The following is an 18,567-nucleotide window of genomic DNA, read 5'->3' on the forward strand; positions in this document are numbered from 1 at the left end:
GCGGGGCGCCCCATCCCGGCGGGCCCCACCCCGGAGGCCCCCCGTACGGCGGACCTCCGTACGCCCCTGCCCACCCCTGATCCTGTGCCACCGCTCACTCCGTCCCCCGTGCGTCACCCGCCCGGATCCGCGTACTGGATTCTGCCGGACGGCACACCGTAGCCGGTCGCTGATGTGTACGGTCGTACGCATGCCCTACGTACTGCTTGCCGCGGCCATCGCCGCAGAGGTCGGCGGGACCACCGCCATGAAGTACAGCGACGGATTCAGCCGGTTGTGGCCCTCGCTGGCGACGGCGGCCGGGTACGTACTCGCCTTCGTCCTGCTCGCCCAGGTGCTCAAGTCCCTTTCGGTGGGGACCGCGTACGCGATCTGGGCCGGCACCGGCACCGCCGCCGTCGCGGCCATCGGCATGGTCTTCCTGGGGGAGTCGATGAGCGTGGCGAAGCTCGGCGGCATCGCCCTGGTCATCGGCGGGGTCGTGCTGCTCAATCTGGGCGGCTCGCACTGATGGCCCGGCGCTACGACCCGGACCGCCGCGACCGGATCATCGACGCCGCGATCCGGGTCGTAGCCGACCACGGAATCTCCGGGCTGAGCCACCGATCGGTCGCCGCCGAGGCCGATGTGCCGCTCGGCTCGACGACGTACCACTTCGCCACGCTCGACGAACTGCTGGTCGCCGCGTTGCGGAAGGTCAGCGACGAACCGCAGACCGCCGTCGAGGGGTGGGCGCGGGCGCTCGCCGGGCCGGGCGAAGGGCTGGCCGGCCGGCTCACCACGCTGCTCGGACGGCTCGTCGCGGGGGACCGGAGTCGGGTGCGGCTGGAGTACGAGCTGTATCTCGCCGCGCTGCGCCGCGAGGCGCTGCGGCCCGTCGCGGCGGAGTGGCTGGACTCCTTCGTGGAGGTCGTCCGGGCCCAGGTCGGCGGTGACGCCGCGACGGCCCGCGCGCTGGTGGCCCTGATCGACGGGCTGCTGATCCAACTCCTTCTGACGGGAAGGGCGTTCGACCCGGATGAGGTACGGGAGGCGCTGGTGCGGATCATCGGCGGCCGGGACGTCCCGGCCGCCGGGCCACCCGGACCCTGATGGCCCGGGCCAGGATCATGCGGCCCCCCGATCAGCCGGGTGAACAGCACTGCGGGTCAATACACCTGGGTCGACGGGGTGGCCGACCGCTGAGACCGGTTCGCCGGTGCGGCGTCCTGCCGGTTAGGTTTTGGGCATGACCGACACGCTCTCGCAGACCCCTGACCGCTCCACCGGCGCCGTGGCCGCCGGACTTGCCACGATCACCGCCGACGGCACCGTTCTCGACACCTGGTTCCCGGCGCCCGAGCTCACCGCCGACCCCGGCCCCGCGGGCACCGAGCGGCTCTCCGCCGAGCGCGCCGCGGAGCTGCTGGGCGAGGCCGCCCCGAAGGCCGTGGGCCCCGACCCGCGCCGTGGCGTCGAGGTCGTCGCCGTCCGTACGGTCATCGCCTCGCTCGACGACAAGCCGCTGGACGCGCACGACGCCTATCTGCGCCTGCACCTGCTCTCGCACCGGCTGGTCCAGCCGCACGGCCAGAGCCTGGACGGGATGTTCGGCCTGCTCGCCAACGTCGCCTGGACCTCGCTGGGCCCGGTCGCCGTGAACGACATCGAGAAGGTGCGGCTGAACGCCCGCGCCGAGAGCCTGCACCTCCAGGTCACCTCGATCGACAAGTTCCCGCGGATGACGGACTACGTCGTGCCCAAGGGCGTCCGGATCGCCGACGCCGACCGGGTTCGGCTCGGCGCGCACCTCGCCGAGGGCACGACCGTCATGCACGAGGGCTTCGTCAACTTCAACGCGGGCACGCTCGGCACCTCCATGGTCGAGGGCCGGATCTCGGCGGGCGTCGTGGTCGGCGACGGCTCCGACATCGGCGGCGGCGCCTCCACCATGGGTACTCTCTCCGGCGGCGGCAACGTCCGTATCACCATCGGTGAGCGCTGCCTCGTCGGCGCCGAGGCGGGTGTCGGGATCGCGCTCGGCGACGAATGCGTCGTCGAGGCCGGCCTCTACGTCACCGCGGGGACCCGGGTCACGATGCCCGACGGGCAGGTCGTCAAGGCCCGTGAGCTCTCCGGCGCCTCGAACATCCTCTTCCGCCGCAACTCGGTCACCGGCACGGTGGAGGCCCGTCCGAACAACGCGGTCTGGGGCGGCCTCAACGAGATCCTGCACCACCACAACTGACACGCCCTGCCCCGCCGCCGCCCGGTGCCGGTCTCACCCGGCGGCGGGCAGCTCCGCGTACGCCCTCCGCAGCCCGTCGACCGCATCGCGGCCGGCGGGTGCAGCGGCTCACGGACCGGCCCCGTGCCGGCTCGACGGTGTGCCGGGTCGAGGCGCTGCCCACCCCCCGCCACGATGTGCGCCCGGTCGCCGACTGCCTCCGCGGCCGCCCGTACTTCTTCGACCGGATGCGCACCACGGCTGAACGGTCTCTGCCCGAAGCTTGAGCTACGGATCAGTAGCCCCCGCCGCTGCTGGAACTGCTCGAAGGCGAACTGCTGGAGCTGCTCGACGGTGAGCTGCTGGCCTTCGGCTGGGCGGTGACCTTCTTGCCGTCGGGGCTCAGGACGTACCACTTGGCGCCGAACTGGGTGAGGCCCTGGCCGTTGAGATCGCCGGGCTTGCGGTCACCCAGGTACGTGTAGAGCGGGTGGCCCTTGTAGGTGACCTGCTTGGCGCCCCCGCTGCGGAGCGACGTCCCCAGCAGCTTCGTCTGCACCCCGCTGTCCGCGGTCGGCTTGTCCTTGGCCAGCAGCGGCGGCCACGCCTTGGCGCAGGCACCCGAGCAGGTCGACTTGGTGGTCTTGTCCGCCTCGAAGAGGTAGAGCGTCCGGCCCTTGCCGGTGACGAGGATCTTGCCCAGCGGGGTTTTCCTGACCATGACCGTCTTCATCGCGGTCATGGCCGACGGGCTGCTCGACGCCGTCATGCTGCTGGACGGCGAGGAGCCGGCCCCGCTGTCCTGTGCCTTCGATCCGCTCGCGCCGGAACAGCCGCTGACCGCCGCGGCGAAAAGGCCGACCGCAGCTACGGCGGCCGCTGTACTGGTAGTGCTCCTCATGGGTGCTCCTCCGGTCGGCCGCCGGACGGGCGGCGCTGGTGGCCGGCCCGGAGCGGGCCGCCGGATCCACTGGACCGCGAGTCCCGGCGGCGGGCCACCCGGAAGAGCCGTCCGGAGTACGGTCCCGGAGGCCCGGGAGCCCGGCGACTGCTACGAGGCGCCCGGAGCGTCCGCCCGCCGGGTCTGCTCCGGAGCGCGCCTGCGCCTGCGCCACAGCACCAGGGGCACGGCACCCATCAGACCGGCCGCGGCGGGGGCCGACGCCGCGGCGGCGCTGAGACCGGGCTGGCCGAAGGTGGCGGGGACCGGCAGGTTGTTCAGCCGGTTGAGCGGCCAGGCGATGACCTCGGCACGCCCCACGACGTCCTTCACCGGGACGGAGCCGCCGCCCTTCTTGTCCTGGTGGTAGCGGGAGTCCTCCGAGTACTGCCGGTGGTCGCCCATGACCCAGAGGTGGTTCTTGGGCACCTTGATCTTGAACTGGCTCTGCGGGTCCGTGCTGCACGGGGTGTTGCCGGCGAAGACGTACGGCTCCTTGAGGGCCTTGCCGTTCACCTTCACCGGTCCCGTGCCCTTGCACTCCACGGTGTCGCCGCCGACCCCGATGACCCGCTTGATCAGATCCCTCTCATTGGCGGACGGCATCAGCCCGATGAAGCTCAGCCCCTTCTGGACGGGGTTGGGCTTGCTGACCGGCTCGTCCCCCAGCCAGCCGTCCGGGTCGTGGAAGACGACGACCTCGCCGCGGTGCGGCTCCGCGCCGAACCACGGGGTCAGCTTGTCGACCAGCACACGGTCGCCGGTCTGCAGCGTGTTCTGCATGGAGTCCGACGGGATGGAGAACGCCTGCAGCAGGAACGTCTTGATCAGCAGCGCGAGCACCAGCGCGATGACGACGAGCAGCGGCAGCTCCTTCCACAAGGAACGCTGCGTGCTCCTGGTGGTCCTGCCGTGCCCCGGGTCCCGCGCGTCCGACGCGTCGCTCTCCTGGCCTGACTCCGTGCCGACCGTCACATCGCCCACCCTCACCGCATCCGGGACCTCGCATTTCACCCAGATCTTCGCACGCATCCCGCTCTGCCCGGCTCACGCCTTTATCCCGGGCACATCCGGCTCCGGCCTCCGGGGCCGACGGGCGGGGCCGGCCCGGAGCCGGAGCTCCGGGCCGGGGGTGCGGGCCGGGGGTGCGGTACGGCACCCCCGGCCCGCACCCCCGGCCGCGGTGGCCACTGCCCGGGACGGTCACAGCACGGACGGTCGGGCACCGACGGCCGTGCTACGGACGGAAGCGCAGCACGCTCGGGTCGTGGTCGCTGTTCTGGTCGGCGAACTCGGCGTTGATGTGGACGATGTCCAGCTGGTAGTCGCGGACCGACGGGCTCACCAGGATCTGGTCCAGGATCTGCGAGTTTCCCTCGAAGACGTAGGAGTACCGCTCGTTCGCCGGCAGGGAGTACGCCGTCGCCGACAGCGCCTTCCCGCCGGTGAGGATCTTCGCGGTGTCGGAGAACTCGAAGTCGTTGAGGTCGCCGAGCACGACGACCTCGGCGTCGGGCTGCACCGACCGGATCTTCTTCACGAACGCGTTCACGGCCTTGGCCTGCTCGTGGCGGGCCGTCTCCGAGCTGCGCGCCGGGGGCTGGTACTGCGAGTCGATCGCCTGGTCGCCGCCCTTCGACGCGAAGTGGTTGGCGACCAGGAAGACCTTCCTGCCCTGGAAGGTGAACTCCCCGGCGAGCGGCTTGCGGCTGTCCTTCCAGGCGGGGTTGGCGGGGTCGACGCGGCCCGGCGAGTAGGTCAGCGCGGCCCTGCCGCCCTGGGAGGTGACGCCGGTGGCGTTGGTGGCGGTGCCGCCCGGGCGGCTGGTGAAGCCGACGCGGTCCGGGTTGTAGAGGTAGCCCTGGCGGATGTTGCCGCCGGGTTCTCCGCCGTCCGCCTGGTCGACCGGGTCGATGGAGCGCCACGCGTAGTGCGGGCCGCCCGCCGCCACGATCGCGTCGATGAACTTGCCGACGGTCACATCGGACGCCACGACGCCGTCGTTCTTCGCGCCGTCGTTGTCCTGGATCTCCTCGACGGCCACGATGTCGGGGGACGAGAGGTGGTCCACGATCCCGGCCGCCAGCTTGTCGAACTTGCTCTGCGGGTCGGTCGGATCCAGGTTCTCCACGTTGTACGTGGCGACGGCCAGCTCGTCCTTCCGCTGCTTGCGGGTGACCTCCGGCTTGGTCCGGCCCGCCTTGACGGTGCCCAGCTGCCGGGCGGCCACCGTGTACGTACCGGCGAACTGGTTGTAGTCCAGCGGACCCTCGGTCGTACCGGTCAGCGAGTCACCGACATTCGCCACCGGGAAGGACCCGGCGGTGGCGGGAGCGAGGGACTGGACCATCAGCCGGCCGGTGTTCTGCGAGGAGTACCCGTTGTAGAGGGTGCCGCCGCGAGGCGTGGGGCGCTCGTCCGGCTTCACGGTGACCCACAGCTCCCCGTAGGAGTCGGTCGCGCCGGTGACGCGTGAGGTGCCGATCCGGACGTTCATGCCCTCCAGGGACTCGTAGCGGTCGAGGGCGTACTTCGTCGGCCGCAGGGTGAGGCCGTTGATGCTGCCGCCCGCCGCCTTGTCACCCGCCGGGGCGAACGTGCCGGGCACGTCACGGGAGTTGATGACGGTCGCGGCAGGCAGCGGGTTGCCCGACGAGACGACGGTCACGGACGGCTTGCCGATCTCGGTGACCGACTGGTTCCCGGAGGCGGCGCCGCCCGGTATGTATTCGTCGACCGTGCCGGAGACGGTGACCGCGTCACCCACGGCCACGGTCGGTGCGGAGCCGGTGAAGACGAAGACGCCCTCACTGGTCGCCGGGTCGGCGTCCGGGTGCGGGTCCTGGAACCAGAAGCCCTTGGAACCCGACGTCCGTACACCTGTCACGATGCCGGGCACACCGGCCACCGCCTTCCCGGCCAGCGGGGAGAGGCGGGTACTGCCCTGGACGTCGTGGATCCTGACCCCGGCTGCACCGGCCGAGGCGGGAGTGACGGCGAGCAGCCCGGCCGCCAGCGCGGCCGAGACGACGGCGGTGACGGCGGCCGGTTTGGTACGGGCGAAAGAAGGGAGAGCGCGCATCTACAGAACTCCGGAGGTGAGGGTGGAGCGGAGCGGGGCTACGTTCTACGCGCGTCAATCTCTTGTGTGGGGAGGGGAGTTGTCAAGGGTCCCGAGGTGGACGATGGCTGACGGGTACATGAACCAGGTTGCATGGGTCGAAATGCGTCTACGCTGGGGCGCCCGAACCGTATGCCCGAAGACCGCGCACTGTCGCCGGTCGGTCTCAGCCCCGAGGAGAACCACCGATGTCCGGAGACCGCCCCACTCTGCCGCCGGTGCGGCTGAACTCCGAAGCGGAACTCGCACGTGATGCGCTGGCCGCGCCCCTCCTCACCCGGGCCGTCCGGCTGGCGCGCTGGGCCGGGCCCGGCACGCGGGTCGGCGCGGGGGGCGAGCTGGTCGACGAGCAGCTGCCCGCGGCCGCGAAGGAGCTCGGTCTCGGCGCGGACGAGGACGGCGCAGCCCTGGCGAGCGAGGCGTGGCGGCTCGCCGTGGACACCGGCCTGGTCGACGTCGTCGACGCCGAGGACGCCGAAAACGCCGAGAGCGGGGACGGCGAGGGCACGGCGGCGCCCGGCGAGAACCTGGCGCTGATCACGTCGGGCAGCCCCCAGGAGATCCTGGCGCTGTGGCTCGACGGACTGGAGACCGTGCACGCCGACGCCATCGCCCCGCAGTTCGACGACTTCGCCGACCTGGTGGGCGACGACGGCGAGATCGACTTCGAGAAGCTGGAGTGGGACCCCGAGGCGGAGGCGGAGTTCCTCGACGGAGTTCTGGGGAACCTCTATCTGCTCACCGTGACGGAGACCGGCGCCCAGGACGCCCCGGTGCCGCTCCCCGCGCTGGCCGCCTCGATGATCGTCCCCGACGACATGGGCGAGCCCACGGACGACGTGCTGGAGCAGGTGTCGGAGGCGATGATGCGCCTGGACGACCAGTTCAGCCTGCTCGAACCGATCGGCCTGGTCGAGTACCACCCGGTCGACGAGGCCCTGCTGGCCGAGGAGGCGGAGTACGCGGAGGGACAGGGGGGCCCGGAGCGGCCGGTGGACGACGAGGACGTCTCCCGGTACGGCATGGTGCGGCTCACCCCGCTGGGTCTTTACGGCATCCGGGCCCGGATGCTGGATGCCGGCGTCGACGCGCCCGCCGTCGGTGAGCTCGCGGACAAGGACGCCGGCGCCCTCCTCGACGCCCTCGCGAACTTCCCCGAGGGGGCCGCCCGCGCCGAGACTGTTCTGTGGCTCAACGGACGTGAACCGGCCGCCGCCGCGAAGGAGTTGCTGTCCGCCGCACGGGGCGAGGACCGGAGCGCGCCGCTGCGCAGGCTGCACTGCCAGCAGGCGCTCTCGCTGGTGGCCGACGACGCGGCGGAGCGCGAGGTCCGCGAGGTGCTCGACGACGCGCAGCTCGGCGGGCTCGCCCGGGTCTGGCTGGCCGAGCGGGGCGCGGCCGACGTGCCCGCGCCTCCGGATTCGATGATCTTCTGGCTGGCGATCGACACGCTGGCCGCACAGCTGGACGCGGAGGGCGAGGTCGAGGAGCTGCAGGGACTCGTGGAGGGGCTGACCGGACAGCACAGCGGCTTCTTCGAGGCGGCCTGGAGGGTGGACCACCCGGCGACGGCCGAGGTGCTGGAGGCGATGGGGCAGCTGCACCCGGACAGGAAGGCGGCGAAGGACGCCCGCAAGGCGGCCTTCAAGGCGAGGTCGCGGGCCTGAGGCGGTCCACGCGGGCCTTGAGGCGGCCGGCCCCGCTGCCGGGCCGCCCCTGGGCCTGCGGCCGCGCCCGGGGGCGCGCCTGCGTGCGTTCCGGGGCGCGCACGCAGGCGTGAGGGGCGGGCGCGCGCCGCGGCGGGTGACACCGGCGCCCGCAGGCCTGCGCGCCTGCCGGCCTGTGCGGCCCGCGCCTGCCGGCCTGTGCGGCCCCGGTCCGCAGGGCTCCCGGCCTGTCCGGACCGCCGCCCCGGCTCCGTCCGGCCTTTTCGTCGGCCGGGGGCGTCCTCAAGTCCGCAGGTAGGAAGCCCCGTTGAGGTCCAGCACGGTGCCCGACGACCACTCTGCGGCCGGTGAGGCCAGCCACAGCACCGCGGCCGCGATCTCCTCGGGCGAGGCCACCCGGCCGAACGGGGACTGCGCCCGGATCGCCTCACCCTCGGCGCCGCTCAGCCGGTCCGCCACCCGCTCTGTTTCGAAGAAGCCGGGGGCGACCGACGCGACCCCGATTCCGTACGGTGCGAGGGAGACGGCCAGCGACTGGCCGAGCGCGTGCACGGCCGCCTTGGTCGCGCCGTACGCCGGGTGATCGGGCTCCCCGCGGAACGCCCCGCGCGAGCCGATGTTCACGATCCGGCCGCCGTTCCCCGCGTCGATCATGCGGTGCCCGGCGAGATGGCTGAGATGCGCGGTGGCGAGCAGATTGACGCTGACATGCTGCTGCCAGACGGCCACCCACTCCTCGTACGGAGTCCCGGGCAGCGGGTGACGGTCGTTCACGGCGGCGTTGTTCACCAGGACGTCGATGCCGCCCAGCCCGTCGGCCGCGAGCCCGGCGACTTCGGCGGCCACCGCCGGGTCCGACAGGTCGCCGCCCACCAGCACGTGGCCGGACCCCGGGAGCGCCGCGAGCGTGTGCCGGGCGTCGTCCTGCCTGGTCCCGTAGTGCACAGCAACCCGGTCCCCGTTGGCGGCGAAGGCGTGGGCGATGGCACGGCCCAGGCCTCGGGAGGCACCAGTGATGAGCACACGACGGTTGGTTGCCGAGAATTTCATCCCCTGATCATCGCAGGGAAAATCCTCGCGGGGAATCCCTGCCCAGGGCCGTGCGGCGGGACAGACATGGCGTGAGGAGGTCTCGCGGGCGCATACTGAGAGCAATGACTAAGTCAGCCGGATCCCGGCGCCACCTGCCCTCCAGTCCCTTCAACCGCCCGGCCCAGGCCGCCGCACCCATCGAGATCTTCGATGTGGGCGACCGTGTTTCGCATGATCAGTTCGGGCTCGGAAGAGTCATCGGAATCGAGGGCGACAACGACGCTGTGCTCATCGACTTCTCAGGGCGTCAGGGGAGGATCCTCAGCCCTTACGCCAAGCTGACCAAGCTCTGAGTCCGGCGAGGACAGGTCAGCGAGGTCAGTCAGGGAACGGCCGTCGGCCCTCGGCCACGAGGGCGGCGTGAGGTGACCCGGTGGAATGCCGGGTCACCTTTCCGTATGGGACCACCGGGACGGAGCGTCCCGGTGCGTCGGGCGACATTGACGACAGTGCCGGTGATAGCGACCATGAAGCAGGCAGTGGCGATGACGGCGGGGACGGCACCGGGTTGCCGCGACCGGGACCCGGCGGCGGGCAACGGGGCGACGGACGGCCGGGACGTGCTCAACCCCCGGTGAGCAGGCAGCGCTCAGTGCCCGGGAAGTGAGCGGGGGAGCATCTCCGTTTACTGCCCATACGATCCATACGACACGGAGACGTCCCCGGTTCGCAAGGAGCAGCTGATGCCGAAGCCGATGCGGGCCGATGCGCGCCGCAACTACGAACGCCTCCTGAAGGAGGCGGCTCTGGCATTCGCCGAGCGCGGGGTGGACGCATCGCTGGACGACATCGCGAAGCGCGCGGGTGTCGGCTCGGGCACGCTCTACCGGCACTTCCCCACGCGACAGGACCTCCTCGAAGGGGTCTACGTCGACAGCATCGACGAACTCGCCGACCAGGCGGTCGAGTTCGGCGCGTCGGCCCGGGCGCCGGGCGAGGCGCTGGCCGACTGGCTGCAGAAGCTGGCGGAGCAGATGATCCACCTGCGTGGCCTCAAGACGCTGCTCGGTGCGGCGATGGCCGACGGCAGCACCCCGGTGATCTCGGACTGCAGCGGCCGGCTCATGGACGCGGCGGCCGACCTGCTCACGGCCGCGCAGAAGGCGGGTGCGGCGCGCGCCGACCTGGAGACCGCGGAGGTGCTGCGGCTGACCCACGCGGTGGCCACGGCGGCCGAGCTGGGTGCGGGCGGGACGCCCGATGTGCGCCGCTATCTGTCGCTGATGATCGAGGGGATCGGCGGCGGGGACCGGCGGACGATGTCCCTGTGAGCCGGGTCGGCCCGATGGGCTCGGAACCCGAGGAACTGCCCGGGGTCACGGCCGGGGCGGGGGAGGGGTCGGGGACGGTGGACGGGGCCGGATCGGAGGATGCGGGCCGGGTGGTGCTGTGCCGGATGTGCGGCAGGCCGCTGACGGGCCTGGCCTCACGGCGCACCGGTCTGGGCCCGGCCTGCGACGCGAAACTGCATCCGGCGGGTCCGGATATCCGGACCCGCAGGCACGGGGTCGATCAGGAGCCGATTCCCGGCCTGGACTTTCCCGGCCTGGACTGACGGCACTGGTCGATACGTCCGTCGTCCGCGTGTGCTTCTGGGTCTGCTTCTGGGGCTGCGTCGCTACGTCCGAGTGACCGGACGGCGACCGGCGGTCTAGGCCGCGGGCTCGATCCCGCCCTGTATCGCGGCGGCCCACTCCAGCAGCAGGATTTCGTAGTCCTCCGATGGCCACTCGGCGCCCGTCGTCTGGGCATCGACGAGCCTGCGGATGGCGTCGTTGGCCTGGGAGGCGGAAGGGGTGGTGGACATACGAACAAGGCTACGGCCTGCCACTGACAGTTAACCCTCATCTGCGCGTGGTATCGGTCACGTGTTCCGGGTAAGGGCGTGTTGTCCGTCACTCGTACCCGGCGGTAGGGCGTTCGACGGCCTTAACGCGCCTTTATGGGGACGGAGTTCGGGCCTGCGGGGTTGCCTCCCGGAGGTGCGACGCGGGTCACTCCGGACGCTGTGCGCGCACGCCGGCCGGGGTCTCGTGCGGCGCGTCGCGCGGCAGGGTTTCGAGCTTCGCGCGGCCGTCCCGGACCGCGTGGCCGAGTGCGAGGCTGCCGTCGACGACGGCGATACACGTGTCCGCGTCGAGGGTGAGCCGGATGTCGGGGCGCTCGGCGGGGCCGTCGCCGTAGAGCGGCTCACCGCCGTCGGTGCGGACGTGGAAGACGCCCTCGTCCATCCGGACCTCGACCACCCCGGCGCCGAGGTCCGCCAGGTGCCGGGCCAGCGGAATCGCGAACCAGTGCGCGCGCAGGGCGTCCGTCGGCCGCCGCTCGGCCAGTGCGGGAGTGCCCCAGTCGGCCAGCGCGGTGAGGACGGGCAGGAGCGTTGCCCCCCGCGGGGTGAGTTCGTACACGGACGCGGGTGCGGGCGGCGGTAGCCTGCGCCGGGTCGCCAGCCCCTCACGCTCCATGTCCTTGAGCCGTGAGGCGAGCACATCGGTGCTGACGCCCGGCAGGTCGGCGTGGAGGTCGGTGTAGCGGCGGGGGCCCGCCAGGAGTTCGCGGACGATCAGCAGGGTCCAGCGGTCTCCGACGGCGTCGAGCGCGCGGGCGGCGGCGCAGTACTGGTCGTAACTTCGGCGTGGCATGCACCGCAGTCTAGACAGAAAGTTGGACTTACCAAGCTGCTGCTTGGTAAAACCAAGTGAAGCAAGTGAGACCTGGGAGGGCCACGGCATGGAGTTCCGCCAGTCGAACAAATTGAGTGAGGTCTGCTACGAGATCCGGGGCCCGGTGATCGACCATGCCAACGCACTGGAGGAGGCCGGGCACAGCGTGCTGCGCATGAACACCGGCAACCCGGCGCTCTTCGGTTTCGAGGCGCCGGAGGAGATCGTCCAGGACATGATCAGGATGCTGCCCCAGGCGCACGGCTACACGGACTCGCGGGGCATCCTCTCGGCGCGGCGCGCCGTCGCCCAGCGCTATCAGGCGCTCGGGCTGCCCGACGTCACCGTCGATGACGTCTTCCTCGGCAACGGCGTCTCCGAACTCATCTCGATGGCGGTCCAGGCGCTCCTTGAGGACGGGGACGAGGTCCTCGTCCCGGCGCCCGACTTCCCGCTCTGGACGGCCGTCACCACGCTGGCCGGCGGGCGGGCTGTGCACTATCTGTGCGACGAGTCGGCGGACTGGTACCCGGACCTCGACGACATGGCGTCGAAGATCACCGACCGCACCAAGGCCGTGGTGATCATCAACCCCAACAACCCCACCGGAGCGGTGTATCCGCGCGAGATCGTCGAGGGCATCCTCGATCTCGCCCGCCGCCACGGCCTGATGGTCTTCGCCGACGAGATCTACGACCAGATCGTCTACGACGACGCCGTCCACCACTCGGCGGCCGCCCTCGCGCCCGACCTGGTCGTCCTCACCTTCAGCGGTCTGTCCAAGTCGTACCGGGTGGCCGGCTTCCGGTCCGGCTGGCTGGTCGTCACCGGGCCCAAGCAGCACGCGAAGAGCTATCTGGAGGGGCTGATGATGCTCGCCTCCATGCGGCTGTGTGCCAACGCCCCCGCCCAGTACGCCATCCAGGCCGCGCTGGGCGGCCGCCAGTCCATCAAGGATCTGACGGCGCCCGGCGGCCGCCTGCACGAGCAGCGCAACAGGGCGTGGGAGAAGCTCAACGAGATCCCGGGCGTCTCCTGTGTGAAGCCGAAGGGCGCGCTCTACGCGTTCCCCCGGCTCGACCCGAAGGTCCACCGGATCCATGACGACGAGAAGTTCGTCCTGGACCTGTTGCTCCGCGAGAAGATCCAGGTGGTGCAGGGCACCGGCTTCAACTGGCCGCGCCCCGACCACTTCCGGATCCTGACGCTGCCGCAGGCCGACGACCTGGACGCGGCGATCAGCCGTATCGGGCGCTTCCTGGCCGGATACCGCCAGTGACGCCGGGGCGGGGCCGCCACTTGTCCCCCGGGCCGCTCGCCGCAGTCGGTGCCCGGGGCCGCCGCCCCCGCCCCGCGTCCCGCGCCGTTACAGTGCCTGCCCCGCGGGTTTGACCATGCCCCGGACGGTGCGGGACTTGACGAAGTCGCCCACCGCCGTCATCTCCCACTCGCCCGAGAACTGCTTGATCAGCTTGGCCATCAGCACCCCGGTCCGCGGCTCGGTGCCGGTCAGGTCGAACCGGACCAGCTCCTCCCCGCTCGCCGCGTCGATCAGCCGGCAGTACGCCTTGCCCACCTCGGTGAACTTCTGGCCGGTGAAGGAGTTGACCGTGAACACGAGGGCGGACACCTCGGCGGGGATTCTGCCGAGGTCGACCACGATCACCTCGTCGTCACCCGCGCCCTCGCCGGTGAGGTTGTCGCCGGAGTGCTTGACCGCGCCGTCGAGGATCGCGAGCTTGCCGAAGTAGCAGCTGTCGATGTGGTTGCGCTGCGGGCCGAAGGCCATGACCGAGGCATCGAGGTCGATGTCCTTGCCACGGAAGGCGGGCTCCCACCCGAGGCCCATCTTCACCCGGGACAGCAGCGGCTTTCCGCCCTTGACCAGCGAGACCGTCTGGTTCTTCTGGAGGCTGACCCGGCCCTTGTCCAGGTTGATCCGCCCGGTGCCGGCGGGCGGGGCCGACGGCGCGGCGGGCGGGGCCGCCGGGGCCGCGACGGCCACCCGGGGGTCGGCCGGCGGCGTGGCCGGCACCGGTGGAGCCGCCAATGGGGCTGTTGCGGGGACGGGGGCCGGTGCGGCCACGGGGGCGGCAGGCTCCTCGACCGACACCCCGAAGTCCGTCGCGATCCCGGCCAGGCCGTTCGCGTACCCCTGGCCCACGGCGCGTACCTTCCACGCGCCGTTGCGCAGGTAGATCTCCACGATGACCAGCGCTGTCTCGGCGCCCAGCCGGGGCGGGGTGAAGGAGGCCAGGACGCTGCCGTCCTCGGTGGAGCGGACGGTGGCCGTCGGCTCGATGCCCTGGAACGTCTGGCCCGCCGCGTCCGGGCTCGCGGTGATCACGATCCTGTCGATGCCCGCGGGGACGGCGGCCGTGTCCACCACGATCGCGTCCGGCGCCGAGCCGCCGCCGGAGCGGTGGCTGACGCCGGGCCCCGACGGCTGGTTGTAGAAGATGAAGTCGTCGTCCGAGCGCACCTTGCCGTCGACGGTGAGCAGCAGGCCCGACACGTCGAGCCGCACCGGAGCTGCCACGTCCACCGCGACGCGGGAGATCGGAAGCGGGATGTTCGAGCCTGGGGTCATTGCGGTCATGTCCGGAGGAACGAGCGGCGGGGCTTTACGGTTCCTTGAATCTTTTCCCGGCCCCGTGCGCCCCGCCCGCTGCTCCCTCCGGCGCCCGGTCACTTCCCCGGCAGCACCACGATCTTCCGGCCGATGCCCGCCTTGAAGCGGTCGAGCGCCGCCGGATAACTCTCCAGCGGCAGCCGGTCGCTGATGAAGACCGCCGGGTCCAGCACCCCGGCGGCGAACAGCTCGGCGGCCCGCTCATAACTGTGCAGTACCGCCATCGAACCGGTGATCGTGATCTCCTGGTTGTAGATCCGGTACGGGTCGATCGTCGCCCGTGTCGCGTAGTCGGCGACGCCGAACTGCAGATAGGTCCCGGCCTTCGCCACCCGTCCCAGACCGTCCTGGATCGCGGCCGCGTTGCCGGTCGCGTCGATGACGACGTCCCAGCCCTGCCCCGCCCGGTCCAGCTCGTCCGCGCCGCCCGCCGCCGCCGAACAGCCCAGACCGCGGGCGGTGGTCAGCCGTTCCGCGTTGATGTCGACCATGTCCACGCTGGCGGCGCCGGTCCGCTTGGCCAGCTCCAGCATCATCAGCCCCATCGTCCCCGAGCCGTAGATGAGCACGTGCGAGCCGAGCCTGCTGTTCAGTACGTCGTAGCCGCGTACCGCGCAGGAGAGCGGTTCGATCAGGGCCGCGTCCTCGGTCCGGACGTGCTCGGGCAGTTTCACGCAGTTGGCGGCGGGTGCCACGGCGTACTCGGCGGCGCCGCCCGCCGTGGTCACCCCGATCGCCGCCCACCTCTCGCACATGTTGTTGTGGCCGAGACGGCAGTAGCGGCACTCGAAGCAGTACAGGGACGGGTCGACGGCCACCCGGTCACCCGTGGCCAGTGAGGTGACCTCGGAGCCCAGCGCCACGACCGTGCCCGCGAACTCATGGCCGGGCACCACCGGCAGGGTGGGCGCGAACTCGCCCTGGAGGATGTGCAGATCCGTGCCGCACAGCCCGCAGGCGGCCACCTCGACGATCACGTCGCGCGGACCGGGGGTGGGGTCGGGCACCTCCCCGTACCCGACCTTGCCGACGGCTTCGATGATGGCGGCCTTCATTTCACGGCTCCCAGCGAGAGGCCCTGGACCAGCTTGTCCTGGGCGGCGAACCCCGCGGCGAGCACCGGCAGGGAGATGACGAGCGACGCGGCGCACACCTTCGCCAGGAACAGGCCCTGGCTGGTGATGAACGTCGTCAGGAAGACGGGCGCGGTCTCGGCGACGACGCCTGTGAGCACCCGGGCGAAGAGCAGTTCGTTCCAGCTGAAGATGAAGCAGATCAGCGCGGTCGCGGCGATTCCGGGCGCGGAGATCGGGGCCACGATCCGGGTGAGGATCACCGGCAGCCGGGCTCCGTCGACCCGCGCCGCCTCGATGACCGCGACCGGCACCTCGGCCAGGAAGGACTGCATCATCCACACCGCGATCGGCAGGTTCATCGAGGTGTAGAGGATGACCAGCATCCAGATGTTGTCGAGCATCCCGGTGTTCTTCGCGAACAGGTAGATCGGCAGAAGACCGGCCACCACCGGCAGCATCTTCGTGGAGAGGAAGAAGAAGAGAACGTCCGTCCACTTCTTCACCGGCCGGATGGAGAGCGCGTACGCGGCGGGCAGCGCGAGCACCAGCACACAGAGCGTCGAGACGACCGAGGCCACGGCCGAGTTGGCCAGCGCGGGCCAGGGGCTCTGGCCGCCGCCCGCGCCGAAGAACTCCCGGTAGCCGTCGAGGGTGAGCGAGGCGGCGAGCGACGGCGGGTTGGTGGCCGCGTCGGCCTCCGCGTGGAAGGAGGTCAGCGCCATCCAGGCGATCGGCAGGAAGAAGAGGATCCCGGCCAGCCAGGCCAGCAGGCCCAGCAGCGTGCCCCCGGTACGGGCGGCGCCCCGGGGCGCCGTCGTGTCTGCGGACTTCATGCGCGTGATGCCTCCTCGCTGAAGAGGGACGAGACCACGCGGAGCGCGAAGGTCGCGATGATGATCGTGCCGATGACGACCAGGACCCCGGCGGCGGACGCGAGACCGTTCTCGTGCGCCTGGTAGAAGGCCTGGTAGACGGTGTACGGAAGGTTCGCCGTGCCCAGGCCGCCCGAGGTGATGGTGAAGACGGCGTCGAAGTTCTGCACGATGTAGATCGAGCCGAGCAGCGCGCCCAGTTCCAGATAGCGCCGCAGATGGGGCAGCGTCAGATGACGGAAGATCTGCCAGGCGCCCGCGCCGTCGATCCGTGCCGCCTCGATGAGCTCCGGTGAGCGGCTCTGCAGCCCGGCCAGCAGGATCAGCATCATGAACGGCGTCCACTGCCAGATCAGCGACGCCTCCACCGCCAGCAGCGGGGTGTTCGACACCCAGTCGGGCTGCGGTGCGCTGCCGCCCCCCACCCAGTGCAGCAGACCGTTGAAGAGCCCGTACTCCGGGTTGTAGAGCACATGCTTCCAGAGCAGCGCGGCCGCCACCGGGACCAGCAGGAACGGCGCGATCAGCAGCGTACGGACGAACCCCCGGCCTGTGAAGCGGCGGTCGAGCAGCAGCGCCAGGACGAGTCCGAGCACCAGGCTGACGAGGACCACCGCGACCGTCAGCAGCACCGTGGTGAGGACCGACTTGCGCAGGTCCGGGTCGGTGAGCACATCGGAGTAGTTGGCGAATCCGGTGAAGCGCCGCGCCTTCGGATAGAGCGCGTTCCAGTTGAAGAAGGAGATCACCACGGTTGCCACGAAGGGCAGTTGGGTGACCACGATCATGAAGATCAGGGCGGGCAGCAGTGGGGCCCGGGTGGCCCAGGCGCGCAGCCGGTTGCCCGGCGGGGCCGTGGGGCCGGGAGGGGACACCGCGCGGGGCGCGGACGGAGCGGTGGTCGCTGTCATCGTCCCTCGTACTCCTTCGCGATCTTCGCGGCGAGCCGCTGGGAGGCGGCGATGGCCGAATCGACGGACTTGCGCCCGGCGATGGCCGCGCTGATCTCCTGGGAGACCTTGGTGCCGAGGTCCGTGAACTCGGGGATGCCGACGAACTGGATACCGGGCGCGGGGCGCGGCTGCACCCCCGGGTTGCCGGGCCGGGCGCTTCTGATGGCGTTGAGCGTGACGTCCCCGAAGGCGGCGGACGCCTTGCGGTAGGACGGGTCGGTGTAGGTGGACGCGCGCTTGCCGGCCGGGGCGTCGGACCAGCCGGTCTCCTTGCCGACGAGCTGTTCGTACTGCTTGCCCGACGCCCAGGAGATGAACTTCCAGGCCTTGTCGGGGTTGCGGGAGGTCTTCTGGATGCCCCAGGCCCAGGTGTAGAGCCACCCGGAGTTGTCCGTCTTCTCCACCGGCGCGGGTGCGTAGCCGATCTTGCCCTTGACCGGGGACTTGGCCGACTCCAGCGATCCGGCGGCCGAGGTGGCGTCGTACCACATGGCGGTCTTGGACTGGGTGAGGTCGTTGAGGCACTCGGCGAACCCGGACTGGGCTGCCCCCGACTCCCCGTGCTCGCGGACCAGTTGTACGTAGAAGTTCACCGCCTCCTTGAAGGCGGGGGAGTCGAGCCGGGCCTTCCAGTCCTTGTCGAACCAGGTCCCGCCGAAGGTGTTCACCACGGTCGTCAGCGGGGCGATCAGCTCCCCCCAGCCGGGCAGACCACGCAGGCAGATGCCCTTCATCCCCGGTTTCGCGCCGTCCGCCTTGGCGGCGAGCGCGGCGACCTGCTGCCAGGTGGGGTGGGCCGGCATGGTCAGATGCTTCTGCGCGAAGACGTCCTTGCGGTACATCAGCATGGACGACTCGCCGTAGAAGGGCTCACCGTAGAGCTTCTTGTCGTCCCCGGTGAGGGACTGCCGCAGCGCGGGCAGGATGTCCTTCTGGTCGAAGCCGGTGTCCTTGGCCGTGTACGGGCCGAGGTCGTGCAGCCAGCCGTTCCTGGCGTAGATCGGGATCTCGTAGTTGCTCAGCGTCGCGACGTCGTACTGGCCCGCCTGGTTGGCGAAGTCCTGGCTGATCTTGTCGCGAACGTCGTTCTCGGGCAGCACGGTGAAGTTCACCTTGATGCCGGTCTCGCGGGTGAAGTGGGCCGCGGTGAGCTTCTGCAACTCCGTCATCTGCGGGTTGTTGACCATCAGCACATTGATCGAGTCCCCGCCGGACCCGCTTCCTCCGGCGCCGGTCCAGCAGCCGGACAGGCTGATGAGCAGCGCCCCCGATGCGGCCTGCGCGAGCAGTGCGCGCGGCCTCCGTCGGATCGGGCTTCGCATGGATCGCTCCTCGGGTGGTTGGG

General features: G+C 71.0%; 19 protein-coding genes. 8 read left to right on the forward strand and 11 right to left on the reverse strand.

The genetic code is table 11. The features are described 5' to 3' along the window. The first annotated feature begins 190 nt into the window (after positions 1-190). The 3 genes from OG285_RS28250 to dapD all read left to right on the forward strand — a co-directional run bounded on the left by OG285_RS28250 (position 191) and on the right by dapD (position 2,227). The gene (locus OG285_RS28250) at positions 191-511 is read left to right on the forward strand and encodes a multidrug efflux SMR transporter (RefSeq protein WP_356833486.1); all 321 of its coding nucleotides are present in this window, start codon (positions 191-193) and stop codon (positions 509-511) included. Then, positions 511-1,092: a TetR/AcrR family transcriptional regulator gene (locus OG285_RS28255; protein WP_371792585.1), complete on the forward strand. Its 582-nt coding sequence runs from the start codon at positions 511-513 to the stop codon at positions 1,090-1,092. The genes OG285_RS28250 and OG285_RS28255 overlap by 1 nt, the downstream gene beginning before the upstream one ends. Before the next feature lie 136 nt (positions 1,093-1,228). After that, positions 1,229-2,227 (forward strand): 2,3,4,5-tetrahydropyridine-2,6-dicarboxylate N-succinyltransferase, encoded by a 999-nt coding sequence (gene dapD, locus OG285_RS28260; protein ID WP_371792586.1) that lies wholly within the window; start codon positions 1,229-1,231, stop codon positions 2,225-2,227. 274 nt (positions 2,228-2,501) lie between these two features. Here dapD and OG285_RS28265 read toward each other — a convergent pair whose 3' ends face one another. From OG285_RS28265 to OG285_RS28275, 3 genes are all read right to left on the reverse strand, one after another. Continuing rightward, positions 2,502-3,107 (reverse strand): hypothetical protein, encoded by a 606-nt coding sequence (locus tag OG285_RS28265; RefSeq protein WP_371792587.1) that lies wholly within the window; start codon positions 3,105-3,107, stop codon positions 2,502-2,504. Between the two features lie 150 nt (positions 3,108-3,257). Then, a complete protein-coding gene (gene lepB, locus OG285_RS28270) occupies positions 3,258-4,130 on the reverse strand; it encodes a signal peptidase I (protein ID WP_356833674.1) in 873 nt (290 codons plus the stop codon). Between the two features lie 253 nt (positions 4,131-4,383). Beyond that, positions 4,384-6,228 carry an endonuclease/exonuclease/phosphatase family protein gene (locus OG285_RS28275; protein WP_371792588.1) on the reverse strand — a complete coding sequence of 615 codons (1,845 nt, stop codon included), beginning with the start codon at positions 6,226-6,228 and terminating at the stop codon, positions 4,384-4,386. Positions 6,229-6,455: 227 nt separating this feature from the next. Here OG285_RS28275 and OG285_RS28280 point away from each other — a divergent pair, with 227 nt between their 5' ends. Beyond that, positions 6,456-7,934, forward strand: coding sequence for a hypothetical protein (locus OG285_RS28280; RefSeq protein ID WP_371792589.1), 1,479 nt, complete (start codon positions 6,456-6,458; stop codon positions 7,932-7,934). 282 nt (positions 7,935-8,216) lie between these two features. Here OG285_RS28280 and OG285_RS28285 read toward each other — a convergent pair whose 3' ends face one another. Continuing rightward, positions 8,217-8,984, reverse strand: a complete 768-nt coding sequence (locus OG285_RS28285; RefSeq protein ID WP_356833500.1) for an SDR family oxidoreductase — start codon at positions 8,982-8,984, stop codon at positions 8,217-8,219. Positions 8,985-9,088: 104 nt separating this feature from the next. Between OG285_RS28285 and OG285_RS28290 the strand changes: the two genes are divergently transcribed. The 3 genes from OG285_RS28290 (at position 9,089) to OG285_RS28300 (ending at position 10,581) form a co-directional block, all read left to right on the forward strand. Then, complete coding sequence (locus OG285_RS28290; protein WP_164267523.1) at positions 9,089-9,319, forward strand: CarD family transcriptional regulator; 231 nt, start codon at positions 9,089-9,091, stop codon at positions 9,317-9,319. 390 nt (positions 9,320-9,709) lie between these two features. Further along, on the forward strand, positions 9,710-10,297 hold the full coding sequence (locus tag OG285_RS28295; RefSeq protein WP_371792590.1) for a TetR/AcrR family transcriptional regulator: 588 nt from the start codon (positions 9,710-9,712) through the stop codon (positions 10,295-10,297). A gap of 14 nt (positions 10,298-10,311) precedes the next feature. Next, positions 10,312-10,581 (forward strand): DUF6011 domain-containing protein, encoded by a 270-nt coding sequence (locus OG285_RS28300; protein WP_371793641.1) that lies wholly within the window; start codon positions 10,312-10,314, stop codon positions 10,579-10,581. A 96-nt stretch (positions 10,582-10,677) separates the two neighbouring features. On the opposite strand, the gene OG285_RS28305 is transcribed toward OG285_RS28300, so the two are convergent. Together OG285_RS28305 and OG285_RS28310 are read right to left on the reverse strand one after the other, a co-directional pair. Then, positions 10,678-10,833, reverse strand: coding sequence for a hypothetical protein (locus OG285_RS28305; protein ID WP_356833506.1), 156 nt, complete (start codon positions 10,831-10,833; stop codon positions 10,678-10,680). A gap of 187 nt (positions 10,834-11,020) precedes the next feature. After that, positions 11,021-11,668 (reverse strand): helix-turn-helix domain-containing protein, encoded by a 648-nt coding sequence (locus OG285_RS28310; RefSeq protein ID WP_356833508.1) that lies wholly within the window; start codon positions 11,666-11,668, stop codon positions 11,021-11,023. Between the two features lie 88 nt (positions 11,669-11,756). Between OG285_RS28310 and OG285_RS28315 the strand changes: the two genes are divergently transcribed. Next, positions 11,757-12,968: a pyridoxal phosphate-dependent aminotransferase gene (locus tag OG285_RS28315; protein WP_371792591.1), complete on the forward strand. Its 1,212-nt coding sequence runs from the start codon at positions 11,757-11,759 to the stop codon at positions 12,966-12,968. An 87-nt stretch (positions 12,969-13,055) separates the two neighbouring features. On the opposite strand, the gene OG285_RS28320 is transcribed toward OG285_RS28315, so the two are convergent. The 5 genes from OG285_RS28320 to OG285_RS28340 form a co-directional block, all read right to left on the reverse strand. Continuing rightward, entirely contained in the window at positions 13,056-14,288 is a 1,233-nt protein-coding gene (locus OG285_RS28320) for a TerD family protein (protein WP_371792592.1), read from the reverse strand. Positions 14,289-14,377: 89 nt separating this feature from the next. Continuing rightward, positions 14,378-15,376, reverse strand: a complete 999-nt coding sequence (locus OG285_RS28325) for a zinc-dependent alcohol dehydrogenase family protein (RefSeq protein WP_356833514.1) — start codon at positions 15,374-15,376, stop codon at positions 14,378-14,380. Continuing rightward, on the reverse strand, positions 15,373-16,230 hold the full coding sequence (locus OG285_RS28330; protein ID WP_356833516.1) for a carbohydrate ABC transporter permease: 858 nt from the start codon (positions 16,228-16,230) through the stop codon (positions 15,373-15,375). Before OG285_RS28330 ends, OG285_RS28325 begins: the two co-directional genes overlap by 4 nt. After that, entirely contained in the window at positions 16,227-17,180 is a 954-nt protein-coding gene (locus OG285_RS28335) for a sugar ABC transporter permease (protein WP_356833518.1), read from the reverse strand. Before OG285_RS28335 ends, OG285_RS28330 begins: the two co-directional genes overlap by 4 nt. Next, positions 17,177-18,544: a sugar ABC transporter substrate-binding protein gene (locus OG285_RS28340; RefSeq protein ID WP_371792593.1), complete on the reverse strand. Its 1,368-nt coding sequence runs from the start codon at positions 18,542-18,544 to the stop codon at positions 17,177-17,179. The genes OG285_RS28335 and OG285_RS28340 overlap by 4 nt, the downstream gene beginning before the upstream one ends. Between the last annotated feature and the right edge of the window lie 23 nt (positions 18,545-18,567).

It is taken from the genome of Streptomyces sp. NBC_01471, from assembly GCF_041438865.1.
Taxonomy (GTDB): domain Bacteria; phylum Actinomycetota; class Actinomycetes; order Streptomycetales; family Streptomycetaceae; genus Streptomyces.